Origin of the sequence: Candidatus Magnetaquiglobus chichijimensis, assembly GCF_045865675.1 — a bacterium.
GTDB classification, from domain to species: Bacteria; Pseudomonadota; Magnetococcia; order Magnetococcales; family Magnetaquicoccaceae; genus Magnetaquiglobus; species Magnetaquiglobus chichijimensis.
Genome location: NZ_BAAFGK010000004.1, coordinates 1,374,860 through 1,389,947 on the forward strand (window position 1 = coordinate 1,374,860; position 15,088 = coordinate 1,389,947).

General features: G+C 59.4%; 14 protein-coding genes. 3 read left to right on the forward strand and 11 right to left on the reverse strand.

Going from position 1 to position 15,088, the window contains the following annotated elements:
• The first annotated feature begins 119 nt into the window (after nucleotides 1–119).
• From secA to ACOY6C_RS10160, 3 genes are all read left to right on the forward strand, one after another.
• Nucleotides 120–2,816 (forward strand): preprotein translocase subunit SecA, encoded by a 2,697-nt coding sequence (gene secA / locus ACOY6C_RS10150; protein WP_420905359.1) that lies wholly within the window; start codon nucleotides 120–122, stop codon nucleotides 2,814–2,816.
• Between the two features lie 136 nt (nucleotides 2,817–2,952).
• Nucleotides 2,953–3,144 (forward strand): hypothetical protein, encoded by a 192-nt coding sequence (locus ACOY6C_RS10155; RefSeq protein WP_420905360.1) that lies wholly within the window; start codon nucleotides 2,953–2,955, stop codon nucleotides 3,142–3,144.
• Between the two features lie 280 nt (nucleotides 3,145–3,424).
• Nucleotides 3,425–4,120, forward strand: coding sequence for a hypothetical protein (locus tag ACOY6C_RS10160; RefSeq protein WP_420905361.1), 696 nt, complete (start codon nucleotides 3,425–3,427; stop codon nucleotides 4,118–4,120).
• A gap of 222 nt (nucleotides 4,121–4,342) precedes the next feature.
• Here the strand turns inward: ACOY6C_RS10160 and ACOY6C_RS10165 are convergent, their stop codons facing one another.
• The 11 genes from ACOY6C_RS10165 to ACOY6C_RS10215 all read right to left on the reverse strand — a co-directional run bounded on the left by ACOY6C_RS10165 (nucleotide 4,343) and on the right by ACOY6C_RS10215 (nucleotide 15,048).
• Entirely contained in the window at nucleotides 4,343–4,813 is a 471-nt protein-coding gene (locus tag ACOY6C_RS10165; protein WP_420905362.1) for a hypothetical protein, read from the reverse strand.
• A 166-nt stretch (nucleotides 4,814–4,979) separates the two neighbouring features.
• The gene (locus ACOY6C_RS10170) at nucleotides 4,980–6,185 is read right to left on the reverse strand and encodes a hypothetical protein (protein WP_420905363.1); all 1,206 of its coding nucleotides are present in this window, start codon (nucleotides 6,183–6,185) and stop codon (nucleotides 4,980–4,982) included.
• A gap of 167 nt (nucleotides 6,186–6,352) precedes the next feature.
• Nucleotides 6,353–7,162 carry a phosphate ABC transporter ATP-binding protein gene (locus ACOY6C_RS10175; RefSeq protein WP_420905364.1) on the reverse strand — a complete coding sequence of 270 codons (810 nt, stop codon included), beginning with the start codon at nucleotides 7,160–7,162 and terminating at the stop codon, nucleotides 6,353–6,355.
• The gene (locus ACOY6C_RS10180) at nucleotides 7,159–7,920 is read right to left on the reverse strand and encodes a phosphate ABC transporter ATP-binding protein (RefSeq protein ID WP_420905365.1); all 762 of its coding nucleotides are present in this window, start codon (nucleotides 7,918–7,920) and stop codon (nucleotides 7,159–7,161) included. The genes ACOY6C_RS10175 and ACOY6C_RS10180 overlap by 4 nt, the downstream gene beginning before the upstream one ends.
• Entirely contained in the window at nucleotides 7,914–8,783 is an 870-nt protein-coding gene (gene pstA / locus ACOY6C_RS10185; protein WP_420905366.1) for a phosphate ABC transporter permease PstA, read from the reverse strand. Before pstA ends, ACOY6C_RS10180 begins: the two co-directional genes overlap by 7 nt.
• Before the next feature lie 5 nt (nucleotides 8,784–8,788).
• Nucleotides 8,789–9,703, reverse strand: coding sequence for a phosphate ABC transporter permease subunit PstC (gene pstC / locus ACOY6C_RS10190; protein WP_420905367.1), 915 nt, complete (start codon nucleotides 9,701–9,703; stop codon nucleotides 8,789–8,791).
• Nucleotides 9,704–9,705: 2 nt separating this feature from the next.
• On the reverse strand, nucleotides 9,706–10,794 hold the full coding sequence (phoU, locus tag ACOY6C_RS10195; RefSeq protein WP_420905368.1) for a phosphate signaling complex protein PhoU: 1,089 nt from the start codon (nucleotides 10,792–10,794) through the stop codon (nucleotides 9,706–9,708).
• A gap of 149 nt (nucleotides 10,795–10,943) precedes the next feature.
• A complete protein-coding gene (locus tag ACOY6C_RS10200) occupies nucleotides 10,944–11,831 on the reverse strand; it encodes a phosphate ABC transporter substrate-binding protein (protein WP_420905369.1) in 888 nt (295 codons plus the stop codon).
• A 271-nt stretch (nucleotides 11,832–12,102) separates the two neighbouring features.
• On the reverse strand, nucleotides 12,103–12,798 hold the full coding sequence (locus tag ACOY6C_RS10205) for a DUF47 domain-containing protein (protein ID WP_420905370.1): 696 nt from the start codon (nucleotides 12,796–12,798) through the stop codon (nucleotides 12,103–12,105).
• A gap of 131 nt (nucleotides 12,799–12,929) precedes the next feature.
• Nucleotides 12,930–13,988, reverse strand: coding sequence for an inorganic phosphate transporter (locus ACOY6C_RS10210; RefSeq protein ID WP_420905371.1), 1,059 nt, complete (start codon nucleotides 13,986–13,988; stop codon nucleotides 12,930–12,932).
• Between the two features lie 385 nt (nucleotides 13,989–14,373).
• A complete protein-coding gene (locus tag ACOY6C_RS10215; RefSeq protein ID WP_420905372.1) occupies nucleotides 14,374–15,048 on the reverse strand; it encodes a DUF47 domain-containing protein in 675 nt (224 codons plus the stop codon).
• Nucleotides 15,049–15,088: the final 40 nt, after the last annotated feature.

Sequence of the window (15,088 nt, forward strand, 5' to 3'; positions counted from 1 at the left end):
AACGTATACATCGCATGCCTGGCGCGTCACGGTTGCCTTAACCAATCCAACGTGATATGTTCACAAAATTTTTCCCAGTCGTGAAATTGCCCAGGTCTTTTTGTAAGGATGCCCTTCCCATGTTTGGTGCCATTGTCCGCAAGCTGTTCGGATCCAGCAACGACCGCTACTTGAAAACCCTCAACCCCCTGATCCAGAAGATCAACGCCCTGGAACCGGACTTCGCAGGGTTGAGCGACGATGAACTCAAGGGCAGGACCGAACTCTTCAAGAAACGGCTCGCCGAGGGGGAAACCCTGGACGATCTGCTGCCCGAGGCCTTCGCCGCAGTCCGGGAGGCCAGCAAACGGACCACCGGCATGCGTCACTTCGACGTGCAACTGGTCGGCGGCATCGTGCTCCACCAGGGCAAGATCGCGGAGATGAAAACCGGCGAAGGCAAAACCCTGGTCGCCACCCTGCCGCTCTATCTCAACGCCCTGTCCGGCAAGGGGGCCCACCTGGTGACGGTGAACGACTACCTGGCCACCCGCGACGCCGCCTGGATGGGCAAGATCTACGCCGCCCTCGGCATGAAAACCGGCATCATCATCCACGGTCTCGACGACCAGGAGCGCCGCGACGCCTACCGGGCCGACATCACCTACGGCACCAACAACGAATTCGGCTTCGACTTTCTGCGCGACAACATGAAGTTCTCCCTGGAGGATATGTGCCAGCGCCCGTTCAACTTCGCCATCGTGGACGAGGTGGACTCGATCCTCATCGACGAGGCGCGCACCCCTCTGATCATCTCCGGTCCCACCGAAGACAACACGGATAAATACTACAAGGTCGATCGGATCATCCCCCTGCTCTCCCGCGACAGCCACTTCACCCTGGACGAAAAAGCCCGTACCGTGATCTTCACCGAAGATGGCAACGAACGGGTGGAAGAGATCCTCAAGGAGCGCGGCATCATCAAGGATGGCAACATGTACGACGTCCACAACGTGGATATCGTCCATCACGTCCATCAGGCGCTGCGCGCCCACGCCCTGTTCGAGAAAGATCGGGACTACATCGTCAAGGATGGCGAGGTGGTGATCATCGACGAGTTCACCGGTCGCATGATGCCGGGCCGCCGCTACTCCGACGGCCTCCATCAGGCCCTCGAGGCCAAAGAGGGGGTGGTGATCCAGAACGAATCCCAAACCCTGGCCTCGATCACCTTCCAGAACCTGTTCCGCATGTACGCCAAGCTGGCCGGCATGACCGGCACCGCCGATACCGAAGCCTCGGAGTTTCAATCGATCTACAACCTCCAGGTGGTGATCATCCCCACCAACCGCGACATGATCCGCAAGGATGCCGACGACGTGGTGTTCCGCACCCACGAAGAGAAGATCAAGGCGATCATCGACGAGATCATCGACTGTCGGCAGCGCAGCCAACCGGTTCTGGTCGGCACGGTCTCCATCGAAAAGTCCGAGGATCTCGCCAAACGCCTGAAACAAATGAAGATTCCCCATAACGTCCTCAACGCCAAGCACCACGAACGCGAAGCGATGATCGTGGCCCAGGCGGGTCGCAAGGGGGCGATCACCATCGCCACCAACATGGCCGGACGCGGCACGGACATTCAGTTGGGCGGCAACCCGGAGATGCGCATCCAGTCGGAAATCCCGGAAACCGCCACCCCGGAGGAGTGCGAGAAACTCGAATTGCAGATCCGTGCCGAATGCGCCGCCGAAAAACTCGAGGTGCTGTCCGCAGGCGGTCTGCACATCCTCGGCACCGAACGCCACGAGGCGCGCCGCATCGACAACCAGTTGCGCGGTCGCGCCGGACGCCAGGGTGATCCTGGTTCGAGCCGTTTCTATCTGTCGTTGCAGGACGACCTGATGCGCATCTTCGGTTCGGAGCGCATGGATGGCATGTTGCAAAAACTCGGGCTTCAGGAGGGCGAAGCGATCGTCCACCCGTGGATCAACAAGGCAATCGAGTCGGCGCAACGGAAGGTCGAGGGGCGCAACTTCGACATCCGCAAGAATCTCCTGAAATTCGACGACGTGATGAACGAGCAGCGTCGCGCGATCTACGAGCAGCGCAAGGAGTTGATGGAGGCCGACGAGATCGCCGAATACATCCAGGACATGCGCGGCGATCTTCTGGATATCTTGATGGAGACGCACATTCCCGAGGAGTCCTACGCCGAGGATTGGAAAGTCCAGGAGTTCACCGACGCGGCACGCAAGCAGTTCAACGTGCTGGCGCCGGTCGCCACCTGGAAGGAGGAGTCCGGGGTCACGGCCAAGGTGGTGCGCGAGCGGACCTGGGAGTTGATCGAAGCCTACAACCAACATCGCGAAAACGCCATGGGCGCGCCGCTGATGCGCTACCTGGAGAAGGCGATCCTGTTGCAGGTGCTCGACACCCTCTGGAAAGAGCATCTGTTGAACATGGATCACCTCAAGGAGGGGATCCATCTGCGCGGCTACGCCCAGAAGGATCCCCTGAACGAATACAAGCGCGAAGCGTTCGGCCTGTTCGACGATCTTTTGACCCGCATCAAGGCGGAATCGATCGAGGTTCTGGCGCGTGTCGAAGTGCGTCAACCCGACGAGGTGGAGCGCATGGAGGCCGAACGGGCGGCGTCCCGGGATCGTCAACTTTCCATGAGCCACCCGAGCGCGGAACCCCTGGACGACGACGAGGAGAGCGCCCACGACGGACACACCCCATTCCGTCGCGACGGGGAGAAGGTGGGAAGAAACACTGTTTGTCCTTGCGGAAGCGGCAAAAAGTACAAGTACTGTTGTGGCAAACTTTCTTAAACCGAGGGAGCAGATCAAACTTTCTTAAATGAAATGAAACTCTTTTTTGGCATGGCATAAAAGGTGCATAAGGATTAATCGCTCAGGCCTGGAGCCACAACCCCTACTCAACACCATGCAAAGAGAGATCGCTTCCATGTCCAATACCATTACGCCGGCGCATCTCGCCGCCATGATGAAACCGGCCCAGATCCGGCCCGTTTCCCAGGGTACGATGGCTCCTCTGCCTGTGCGTCCCCAGGATGGTGGCCTGTTCAATCAGTTCCTCACCCAGGCGGAAAAGGATTATCTCGCCAACCAGTTGCAACAGGTGAAGTGGGGTCGCTGATTCCCACCCCACGCGCCTGAATCACCGTGGCTCCCGAAATGGCGCACCACGGGTGAGCCCACGCCCCAGGCGAACCTCACGCATACCCGAACCCTGGGAGAAAAAGCCGGCGGACAAACTCCGACCGGCTTTTTTCATGGCTTCCACCCTTGAAACCAGCCGACTCCTCTGGCAACCCCTCTCCTTGCAGACCGCTTGGCAAAGCCCCTGACGCATGTTATCTTACAACCTGGAAACAACCCGAAGCGCTCACGACGATCCCCTCATCCCGGAGCCCCTCATGACCGAAACCGTCACGCTGGAAGATGTCTGGAAAGCCTTCAAAGAGACCGATCTGCGCATGCGGGAGACCGATCTGCGCATTCAGGAGACCGATCGACAGATGCAGGAGACCGATCGCCGTCTGCGTGAGTCGGATCGACAATTCCAGGAGAGCAAACAGTTCATCCTCAACCTGTTCGCGGAGAGCGACCGGCGCAAACAGGCGTTGGATCGTCAGATGCGCGAGGAGTCGGCAGAGCGGGATCGGGTTCTCAGGGAGGTGAGTCAGCAACTCGGTCGCCTGGGCGGACGACTCGGCGAGTTCATCGAGGAGATGATCAAACCGGTCTGCCTGAACCTGTTCCAGGCGCGCGGCATCCCGGTGGACGAACTGTTCGCGCGCGTCAAAAAAATCAAGGCCGGCAGAACCATGGAGATCGATCTGATGCTGGCCAACACGGTCGCGGTGGTGCTCATCGAGGTGAAGAGCCGCCTGACCGCCGAGGATGTGCAGGAGCATCTCGACCGACTGGCCTGTTTCAAGGCGTTCTTTCCCCGCTACGCCGATTGCCGGGTCTACGGCGCGGTCGCCGGCATGGTGATCGCCTCCGAGGCCGACCGTTTCGCCATGAATCAGGGTCTGTTCGTCATCACCCAGAATGGGGAGAACGTCCACCTGGCCAACGCGGACGACTTCGTGCCCCGCGACTGGTAGCTGTACATCCCCACCCCCCAATCAGACTTGCCTTGCCCCACGACCATGGATCTCCCTTGCGGTGATCCACGGCAAAAAGGCCGCGCGACGGGAGGTCACGCGGCCTTTTCTGCGGTGATTCACGGCAAAAAGGCCGCGTGACGGAAGGTCATGCGGCCTTTTCTGTCATTCGCCCCCTCCAATGAGGTCAAGGCTCGGGAGACCCCCCGTGCATGGATGCCATCAATCGGCACGCCCCATGGCGTTGACGCTGGCGTAGGCGTTGCGGGCCAGCTCGGTGCGGTAGTGACCGGAGGCGGAACGGACGTTGGTGAAGGTCAGACTCGCCGACTGCCAACCCAGACGCTCCTCGAAATCGAGCATGTTGCGCGACAACTGCGGCGGCAGACTCTCCCTGGGCTGCTCGCGCGGTCCCTCCACCGGCGGCCTGTCGCTCTCGCGAGGCGCTACGGGTTTGAAAGGCACCTCGGTTTCCGGGGCGTTCTCCACCCCGTCCGGAGCCAGAACCTCGCGCAACACGTTTTCGAAATCAGGTTGCGGGGCGTGGTATTCATCGGCCTGGTTGGTCCTCTGCCAGGGCAGGCCCGGCGCGATCTCGTGCAACGGCGCCACGATCTCTTGCAAGTTCTGGCGCAGATTCAACAAATTGGCTTTGAAGGCATCGGGCGATCCGATCAATCCGACTTGGGACACGGCTCTTCTCCTGTCATAAAATCGACATACGGGCGATTCATCAAGAATCCCTGTCGTCCTACGGAGCAGATACCGTGCCGAGATGACCGGCAATTGGGAAAGATCCGGATCATCCATTGAAATCCGGAGAAAAACGGATGCGTTGATCAGACCAGGAGAGGCCGAATCACCAGTTGGGATCCGGTGCCTTGCGGATGACCTTCTTGTAGTGGGTCAACAGATCGTTGGCGAAGTCCTCGACTGAGAGCCCCTTCAAGGAGATATAGGCGCGGACGTTCTTTTTGATGATCTCGATGTTGCCGGTCTTGGCCAACAACACGTAAAACAGCACGAGCAGCGAAGAACCTTTGTGGATGAACTCCACCCCGGACCGCGACGTATCGCCAAAAATGTTCTTCATCAGGATCAGGATGACCGACTTGTTGGCGGTCAACTCCTCGCGCAGTCGTTCTTCGCGATCGAGGCCCAACCGCACCAGAATTTCGGCCAGGGTCGTCACGAAGTTGTCCCGATAGACCAGACGGGTCTCGTAGTGGTCGGCGATGGAGCGATCCATGTCGCGCACCACGGCGTCGTTGAGGATGAACGCCTCCAGGCGCGTGGCCAGGTCGGCCTGCTTCTGGGGATCGACCGGCTTAAGCTCGAGGGTCTGCGGCAGGTCGAGGGTCATGCCGGGCGGCGGTTCGAACGGCGAGGGTTGAGCGTTCGTCAGGGTGTTCTGCTGGAGGATCTGATCCTTGATGCGCACCAACTCCTCGTCGGCCATCTTGAGCAGATAGGAGATTTGCGCCAGCTTGTTGACGTTTTGTCCCGGAATCCGTGACCTGCCAACCAGCATGTCAAAGATGCCCTTGACCTCGGACCAGGAGTGTTGCAGCACGGTACGGATTTCCAGCTCGGCCTTGAGGCCGTTGAAACGCTGGTATTCGGGCCGGGCGTACTGATCCGTCAACAGTTTGATGTCGAAGCGACGGGTATTGAGGCCAAAACGGTCCTGATCCGGCATTTCGGTGACGGGTTGGAAGCTGTCGTCGAGGGCGAACTCTTTGTGGATGAGACTGACGGCCAGATCGATGTCGTCGGAGAAATAGACCACCACGCGCACGGTGATCAGGTTCTCGATGTCCCGCAGGCGGCTGTAGTAGCCCCCCCGTTCGGTCAGGAACTTCTTCAAAATGGCCCTGGACATCAGATCGCCGGAGATGGCACTGATCGGCAACGAAGTTTTGTTGAACACTTCGCCCAGATTGATCATCAACCGTTCGCTGTAGGCACGATAAAGCTCGAAGCTTTCGTCGTATTGATCCAGCAACGTACTGACATGTTGTGCGTGTAGAAGTGGGTTCTTGGAGTCCATATGCCGTAACGTCATTCGCCGATCGTTTCAAGAATGATTCCTGGTCGCATCGCGCGGGCCGCCAATGCCGACGCCCCCTTTAAGAGTCCGTGGCAGTATATGCAATCTTCTGGCCGTAGACAAAAAAAAAGGTGACGAACGGATCGTCACCTCAAAAAAGTTTGTTCGATTGTTGATCTGAATCAACCGTATCGTCCCTCGATATAATCGGCGGTCTCCCGATGCAGGGGGGTCACGAACAGTTTTTCGGTGGGTGAATGCTCAACCACACGGCCCATCAGCATGAAAATGCACTCCTCGCTCGCCCGTCTGGCCTGGGCCATGTTGTGGGTGACGATCAGAATCGAATAGCGACCGCGCAACTCCCAGATCAACTCCTCCACGGCGGCGGTTCCCTTGGGATCGAGGGCCGAGCAGGGCTCGTCCATCAACAGGATCGTCGGCTTCACCGGCAACAGGCGCGCGATGCACAGTTTCTGCATCTCCTCCAGGGAGAGCCCCACCGTGGCTTTCTGATCCAGTCGATCCTTCATCTGATCCCACAACAGCACCTGACGCAAGGCATCTTCGACGATGCCATCCGCCTCGCTTCTGGAAATCTTGCCCCCGCGCTCCTCATGGATCCGATACCCGAACAGAATGTTCTCGCGAATCGAGATCGGCAGGGGGTTGGGTCGCTGAAACACCATGCCCACCTGTTTGCGCAGTTGCGCCAACTCCACGCCCGGTGCGTAGACGTTCTGGTTGTACACCTCGATGGACCCCTTGATGCGCACGTACCCGAGCCGTTCGTTGATGCGGTCCACGCTGCGCAAAAAGGTCGATTTGCCGCAACCGCTCGGACCGATCAGGCTGGTGATGATCCCCTTCTTGATCTTGAGGTTGATGTCGAACAGCGCCTGAAAGGTTCCGTACCACAGGTTGAGATCCTGGGTCTGGATGGCCAACTCCGGGGCGTTGGCCACGCCGGAGGATGGGGATTGGGTCATCATCCGAACTTTCCTCCGATGTAGTCGTTGGTGCGGGAGTCCTTGGCATCCCCGTTGAAAAGCGCCTCGGTGGTGCCGATCTCGACGCATTCGCCGTTCAGGAAAAAGGCGGTGCGATCCGCCAGCCGGTTGGCCTGCTGCACCAGGTTGGTGACCAGGATGATGGTCATTTCCGATTTCAACTCCTTGAGCACATCCTCGATGCGCATGGTGGTCACGGGATCGACCGCGATGGAGAACTCATCGAGCATGAGGATCTCCGGGCTTTGGGAGAGGGCTCGGGCGATGGTCAGACGCTGCTGCTGACCACCCGAAAGCAGACTCCCCAAATGGTTGAGCCGATCCTTCACCTCGTCCCACAAAGCCGCACGTCGCAGACACCGTTCCACCAGTTCATCCAGGTCGCTCCTGGAACCGGCGGTGCCGGCCATGCGCGGGGCCAGGGCCACGTTGTCGTAGACCGACAGGGGCAGTCCGACCGGCAGAGGGAAGACCACCCCGATCTTGCGCCGCAGGTCGTAAACGTTGCGCCAGGAGCGGGTATCCAGACCGTTGATGCGGATCGTGCCGGTGACCGCCATGTTGGGCCGCATCATGTCCATGCGGTTGATGGCGTTCAGAAAGGAGGTCTTGCCACTGTTGGCCGGTCCGATGATGCCGAAGATTTCGTTTTCGAACACCTCCAGGTTCACGCCTCCCAGGGCCTGCTTGCCGCCATACGCGATGGCGAGGTTTCTGACCTCGATCTTGTGGTTTACCATTTCTTTTTCCCCCGCAGCCGCATCCGGATCCAGATGGCGAAGAAGTTCATGATCAGGACGATCCCCACCAGGACCAGGGCCACGCCGAAGGGCAGGCTTTCCGGCACGTCCGGCACCTGGGTGGCGACCACGAACAGGTGCAGGGCCAGGGCCATGGTCTGATCGAAGACGCTGTTGGGCAGAAACGGCAGGAACATGGCGGCACCGGTGAACATGATCGGCGCGGTCTCCCCCGCGGCGCGCGACACCTGGAGAATCACCCCGGTCAGGATGCCGGTGAAGGCGTTGGGCAGCACCACGTTCCAGATGGTCTGCCAACGGGTGGCGCCCATGTTCCAGCAGGCCTCCCGGAACGAGCGGGGCACGGCCTGCAACGCCTCCCAGGAGGAGACGATCACGACCGGCAGGGTCATGATGGCCAGGGTAAGGCTGGCGGCCAGGATGCTGGTGCCGAACCGGAAGAACACCACGAAAGCCCCCACCCCGAACAGGGCATGAACGATCGACGGAACCCCGGCCAGGTTGATGGTGGCCAGATTGATCATGCGGGTCAGGAGGTTGTCCGGTGCGTATTCGCTCAGGTAGATGGCAGCGGCCACGCCCAGGGGCACCGAGGCCAACAGCGACACCACCACCAGCCAGATGGTGCCGAACAGGGCCGGAAAGATCCCACCCTGGGTCATGCCATTGGTGGGATGGTCGAAAATGAAGGTCCAGCTGATGGCTGGGGCCCCCTTGTAAAGCAGGGTGCCGATGATGACGATCACCGGTATGATCAGAATCACCAGCATGATGCCGAAAAGCAGCTTGAAGCGCTTTTGCACCTGGTCATTCCGTTGGTTGATCCCAGTGGCTTCGAACATGGTCGTTACCCCTTGCGAACGCCGCGCACGATGAAGTCGGCGGTCATGTTGATCAGAAAGGTGATGAGGAAGAGAAAGATGCCGATGGCGAACAGGGATTGATAGTGGGGCGATCCCACGGCGGTCTCTCCGAGTTCGGCGGCGATGGTGGCGGTGAGGGCGCGGAACGAGTCGAACACCGAGGTCGGAATGTTGATCGAATGACCGCTGGCCATGAGGATGGCCATGGTTTCGCCAAAACCGCGTCCCACCCCGAGCAGACCCGCAGAGAGCAGGCCGTTCTTGGCCGCCGGGAGCACCACCTTGTGGATGGTCTGCCAACGGGTGGCGCCCAGGGCCTCGGCAGCCTCCCGGTAGGTATCAGGCACCGCCTTGAAGGCATCCTCGGCGATCGAGGTGACGATGGGGGCGGCCATCAGGGCCAGAATCAGCGCCGAATTGAGCACCCCAAGGCCCATGGGCACGTCGAAGGTGTCGATGATCAGCGGATTCATGATCGACAGGGCGATGAACCCCCACACCACCGACGGGATCGCGGCCAGAAATTCGATCAGGATCTTCAAGGTCTCGCGGGTCTTGCCCGTGGCGAACTCGGCGATGTAGATGGCCGCGCCGATGGAAAACGGCAGACAGATGGCCATGGCCAGAATGGTCACGGCAGCGGTTCCGGCCACCATGGCCAGGATGCCGTAGGTGGCATTGTTCAGCGACGTGGGACGCCACTTCGGCGACAGAAAGAACTCACCCACGTTCATGTCGTGGACGATGAACCCCATCCCCTCCTTGAAGACAAACAGAAAAATTCCAACCACGAAGATGATGGCCGAAATCCCGCACACGAACATCAGAATCTCGAACCCCTTGTCGATGTACCAGTTCTTGTCCCTGGCATCGACGGCGCTGTTGGCGAGGGCATCCATGGTCACACCCCCTCCCGGCCCGCCAGGATATCCATCAACTCGCGCAACTGCCCGGCCAGATCCCGATAGATCTCCTCATAACGCCGATTGGCCGAGTTGCGCTCCTCGTTCGCTTCGGGCAACGCGCCCACATCCCAATCGAGAAACGCGGCGTGAAACGGCGGTTTGGCAATGTAGGAACGAACCCGGCCCTGCAAGGCGATGATGACGTCGATGGCATCCAGGTTCACCTGGGAAAGCCCCCTGGGTTGCATTTCGGAGATGTCGATGCCAATGCCGCGCATGAACTCCACCGCGCGGAGATCCGGGGCCTTGGCCGGGGTACGCCCGGCACTGCTGAAGCGGCAAGCCTTCTCGTACCCCTTGTTGGCCATGGCCTCGGCCATCAACCCCAGGGCACTGTTCTCCTCGTCCAGGAACAACACGTTGATCACCTTGGCCGGCGGCATCTCGCCGGTCAACCAGAACACCACCTCCTCGCACAGATTGGTGGCGCGGTTGCCGACCCGCTCAAGCATGGTGAAGATCACATACAGATCCACGATGTCCCGCGAATGGCCCGCATGGCTGTCCCCCTCGGCGACCAGATCGCGAATCGCCTGTTCCAACCCCTTGTTCAGTTGGGCATTCAACTCCATGGTACTCCGCGCCAGCCCGGCGTTCTCCTGGATGAAAGCGGCGAGCGCCTGATGCAGCATGTTGCGGGAGGCGTTCGCCATGGACTCCAACTCCTGGCGCAGAATGCCGGAAGGGGGGCCCTCCAGATCCAGACCTTCCCGACAGATGTTGACCGCGTAGTCCGCGATCCGCTCCAGTTCGTAGATCATGCGCAGACTCGACGAGATCAGCCGCAAATGACCCGCGCTCGGCAGATGGCGCGCGATGAAGGCGTGACACATCTGGTCCACCTGCTGACACCGACGGTCGAGGGGCTCATCCATCAGGATGGTCAGGTTGGCCAGGGCCTCGTTGCCGGACAACAGCGACTGAACGGCATTCTTCAGGGCGTTCTCCACCCCGGCACCCATTTCGGCCACGGCCTGACGGATCTGATTGAGGTCCTGTTGCAATCTTTTTTCATAAATAGGCATCGTTGGCTCCGTTCCAGAATCGCGTTGACGCAACGCGGATCAAAATCAAGACAAATCCCGCGCGTCAGGCGCGGGATCATGCCATGCTCAGGGGCGCGGCGGTTACGCCCGTGGATCCGGTCAACAACCCCGATCCACGGGCGTTGGGATCACTTCTTGGCGCACTTCACCGGACGCACCGGGGCATAGCCCTTGTCCATGATGATGCACTGCCCCTCGTCGCTCTTGATCCAGTCGAGATAGGCCTTGACATCGCCGGCGGGTTCGCCCTTGGTGTACATGAAGAGCGGACGGGCGATGGGATAGGTGCGGGCCACGGCGTTGTCCATGTTGGCCTCCACCGGGGTGGACTTGTCATCCTTGGCCACCGGCGGCTTCTTGACGTGGGGCGAGTCATACGCCAGACCGCTGTAGCCGATGGCGCACGGGGTCTTCTCCACCAGATCCACCACATCCTTGGAGCCGTGCATGTCCTTGGTGCCGAGACGGAAATCCCGCTTTTCGCCCAGCACCGCCTCCTGGAAATAGACATAGGTTCCGGAGTTGTTCTGACGGCTGACGACGATGATCTTGTCCCCCTTGCAACCCGGCACCTTCAGGCCGAGATCGCTCCATTTGGTCGCCGGTCCGTCGTCGCCGTAGATGTCGGCCAACTGCTTGACGGTGATCGACTTCATCGGATTGTCCTTGTGGACGAAGATGGCCAGGGCGTCATACCCCACCAGATGCTCGATCGGGATGATGCCGTTCTTCTTGGCTTCGTTGATCTCCTTGTCCTTCATGGCGCGGCTGGAGTTGGCCAGATCGACGGTGCCGTTGATCATGGCAGCGATGCCGGTGCCCGAGCCGCCACCGGTCACGGCCACGGCCACCTCGGGTTTGATCTTCTGATAGGCTTCGGCCCAGGCCTGGGCCACGTTGACCAGGGTGTCGGAACCCTTGTTCTGGATCATGGTGCGCGCCTCGACCTGACTCGAAGCCAGAAGATACCCCCCGATCGCCAGGGTGGCGGCCACGGACAATGACTTGAATTTCATCTCTTCTTTCCCCCATTCTTTTTGGTTATTGATTGGTTTTTTAACAATTTATATCATTACAACGGACGCAATCCCATCATAATGAACAGATGTTAACAAATCATGATCTCTTCATGAAAAGTCCAGCCACCGGCCATTAAACAAATGGGAACCAACCATGAAAAACATGAAAGGCGCGTGTCAATCGCATGAACAAGCAAACAATAAAAACAGAAACCCCCGGCTCCATGAGGAACCGGGGGTCAAAAGGACCGACAACCCAGACGAAAGACTAGCCGATCTGGATCACGATGCCGTGCAGCACCTGGGCCGCCTCACCCATCTTGGCGGCGATGTTGCGGATGTGACGATAGACTTCGCGACGCTTGAGCATCTCGACCACATGCACCATGGCCTGGACCTCGGCGCCGTCGGCATGGGCACGCATGCGGTTGAGGTCGTCGTCGATGCTGTAGAGTTGGCTCAACGCCTTGCGGTAAACGCGATCGACGTTGGCCAGGCACTGCAAACCGACCTGGGCATCCGGCTCGGCCTGAGCCGGGGTGGTGTCGAGCTTGGCGAAACCGCGCTGCATGGCAGCGGCGGACTCACGCAGGATCACGGCCATTTCGAGGAGGTAATTGTCGCTCTTGATCTTGAGCGACTCCATCTCTTCGATGACGACACGGATCGAGGCGACCGGCACCTCCAGGGCGGTGATCGAACGCAGCACGTCCTCGCGGTCGATCGGGGTGGAAAAGGCGTTGTTGAGGATGTCCAGATGCTTCTCGCGCAGTTCGCGGGAACGGGTCTCGATCTGCATGATTTCGTGGAAGCGGGCCGTGGTGGCCTCGGACATGTAATCGACCGCCACGGTCATGCCCTTGCTCAACACTTCGGCCTGAACGCTGATCATGTCCAGGAAGGGGGGAATGCGTGGAAAAACGTTGTCGAGCATCTTGGTGAAGGGGGAAGATCCGCCGCTCATGAAATTCTCCTTATATGACCCATATGGTGTGTTGGATGCGTCTCTTTTTTCCGTGGTCTCCCGAGGGAGGGCTCACGGTGGGGGGAGGGGATCCCCCCCCGGATGTTTTTTGTCACGTTGGACGACCGCGATCAACGGGCGCCACTGACGTGGGTGATCATGTCGGCCAGCATGTAGGTCAGACCGCCCACCAGGCCGGAGCCGGGGATGGTCAGGATCCAGGTGGCGAAGATCTCCTTGCCCTTGCGCCACTTCACCGCCTTGGGCTGCTCGGCGGTGCCCACGCCCATGATGCTCGAGGAGGCGACGTGGGTGGTGGAGACCGGGGCGCCCATGTTGGCGGCGCCGAAGATCACCGCGGCGGCGGTCAACTGGGCATTGAACGAGTGGATCGGACGGACGCGGAAGATCCCGAAACCGACGGTGCGCACGATGCGCCAGCCACCCATCGAGTTGCCGGCGGTGATGAAGATGGCGCAGGTGAGGATCACCCAGAACGGAATGTGGAATTTATCGATCTCACCGCCCAACAGCAAGGCCAGGGCGATGATGCCCATGGATTTCTGGGCGTCGTTGGTGCCGTGGGAGAAGGAGAGAGCGGCGGCGCTGCCCCACTGCGACCATTTGAAGAACTTGTCCACGCGCGGTTTGGCGTTGGCCACGAGGCGCCGGGCGATCTTTTGGAAGATCCAGGCCAGCCAGAAGCCGAGAATCGGGGAGACGAACAGCGACAGCAACACCTTCATGACGCCGGTCAGCTTGCCCTTGGTGACCAGGGCTTCCCAACCCCACATGACGTGATCGGAGCCGGCGGCGAAGATCACCGCGCCGGCGATGCCGCCCACCAGGGCGTGGGAAGAGGAGGAGGGCAGACCGAACCACCAGGTGAAGAGGTTCCAGAAAATCGATCCGAAGATGCCGCACAGAAGAATCATCAGCGACATGTTGGCGTTCAGATCCTTGATGTTCACGAACTTGCCGATGGTATCCGCCACCGCGGTACCGCCGAGCAGGGGCCCGATGAAGTGGAAGACACCCGTGAGGATCGCTGCCTGGATCGGGGTCATCGCCCGTGAGGCGATGATGGATCCGGTGATGTTGGAGGCATCGTGAAAGCCGTTGGTGAAGTCGAAGATCAGAACCACGATGATCGCGATCCACATCATCATCATAACCGTGCTGTTATCCATCGTCTCTCACCTCGTGCGCCCCGTTGAGTGGCCAATACCGTTTCATACCCATGATGTTCTCCCCTTGTGTCTGAAAATGAACCATTCCGAACCCAATGTACCAAAACCCAATGCCGTGACCATGCGCGTTCCGTCTCCATCAATCCTTCACGGAAAGCCAATCAATTTAACACTCTCCTTAAACAGATCCGATGCTAGCAGCCCTGGATTAACTCAAAATTAAGCTATTATTAAGGGTTTGTTAAAAGAATCTTGCAAAAAGGATCAGACCGTCAATTAATACTCAAAATCACTATAAAATTATCAAAATAATCATAAATTGCGCCATCAAACAGACCGCGTGCTTTACAATGGCGCCCATTGTAAAGCACGCGTTAAGAAACGTTTATCCGATCTGCGCGACAATGCCGTGCAGCACTTCGGCGGCATCACCGATCTGCAAGGAGACGCTGCGCATATGACGATACGCCTCGCGCCGCTTGAGAATGTCCACCGTGTGGATGAAGGTGGCCACGCGGATATCCTCGTCCTTGGCCTTGATCGCCTCCATATCCTCGTTCAAGGTGTAAAGACGGCCCAGACCCTTGCGGTAGATCGCATCCACCCGCCCCGGACAGGCCACGGCGGCCAGCGCATCCGGATCGGCCTGACCCGGCTTGGTGGCCAGCTTCGAATACCCGCGTTGCAGCGCGGCGGCGGCCTCGCGCAGCACAATGGCCATCTCCAGAAGGTACTTGTCCGATTCGACACCCAGGGCACGCATCTCCTCGAGGGTCTCGCGCATCTCCTCGACCGGGGTCTCCAGGGTATTGATCGCCTCATTCAGGTCCGCCCGGTCGATCGGGGTGGAGAACGAATCGCTCAACTTGTCCAGATGGCGAAGGCGCAACTCCTTGGCGCTGTTCTCCAGATCGGCCAAGGCCTGATAGCGGATCGGTTCCGGATCGGTCAGACAATCCACTCCGGTGCTCATGCACTTGGCCAGAATCTCGGCCTGGGCGCTCACCATGTCCAGAAACGCCGGCATGGGGGGCAAAATGGCATCGATAATTTTACTCATGCATCTCTCCTTACTGTCTTTTGGTTGAATGACTCAACAA

What these genes read in the sequence shown, in the direction of transcription:
- ACOY6C_RS10160 (WP_420905361.1), top strand. Translation starts at nt 3,425, where the DNA reads ATGACCGAAACCGTCACGCTGGAAGATGTCTGGAAAGCCTTCAAAGAG.
- ACOY6C_RS10155 (WP_420905360.1), top strand. Translation starts at nt 2,953, where the DNA reads ATGTCCAATACCATTACGCCGGCGCATCTCGCCGCCATGATGAAACCG.
- ACOY6C_RS10215 (WP_420905372.1), bottom strand. Translation starts at nt 15,048, where the DNA reads ATGAGTAAAATTATCGATGCCATTTTGCCCCCCATGCCGGCGTTTCTG.
- ACOY6C_RS10175 (WP_420905364.1), bottom strand. Translation starts at nt 7,162, where the DNA reads ATGATGACCCAATCCCCATCCTCCGGCGTGGCCAACGCCCCGGAGTTG.
- phoU (WP_420905368.1), bottom strand. Translation starts at nt 10,794, where the DNA reads ATGCCTATTTATGAAAAAAGATTGCAACAGGACCTCAATCAGATCCGT.
- ACOY6C_RS10210 (WP_420905371.1), bottom strand. Translation starts at nt 13,988, where the DNA reads ATGGATAACAGCACGGTTATGATGATGATGTGGATCGCGATCATCGTG.
- pstA (WP_420905366.1), bottom strand. Translation starts at nt 8,783, where the DNA reads ATGTTCGAAGCCACTGGGATCAACCAACGGAATGACCAGGTGCAAAAG.
- ACOY6C_RS10180 (WP_420905365.1), bottom strand. Translation starts at nt 7,920, where the DNA reads ATGGTAAACCACAAGATCGAGGTCAGAAACCTCGCCATCGCGTATGGC.
- pstC (WP_420905367.1), bottom strand. Translation starts at nt 9,703, where the DNA reads ATGGATGCCCTCGCCAACAGCGCCGTCGATGCCAGGGACAAGAACTGG.
- ACOY6C_RS10170 (WP_420905363.1), bottom strand. Translation starts at nt 6,185, where the DNA reads ATGACGTTACGGCATATGGACTCCAAGAACCCACTTCTACACGCACAA.
- ACOY6C_RS10205 (WP_420905370.1), bottom strand. Translation starts at nt 12,798, where the DNA reads ATGAGCGGCGGATCTTCCCCCTTCACCAAGATGCTCGACAACGTTTTT.
- ACOY6C_RS10200 (WP_420905369.1), bottom strand. Translation starts at nt 11,831, where the DNA reads ATGAAATTCAAGTCATTGTCCGTGGCCGCCACCCTGGCGATCGGGGGG.
- secA (WP_420905359.1), top strand. Translation starts at nt 120, where the DNA reads ATGTTTGGTGCCATTGTCCGCAAGCTGTTCGGATCCAGCAACGACCGC.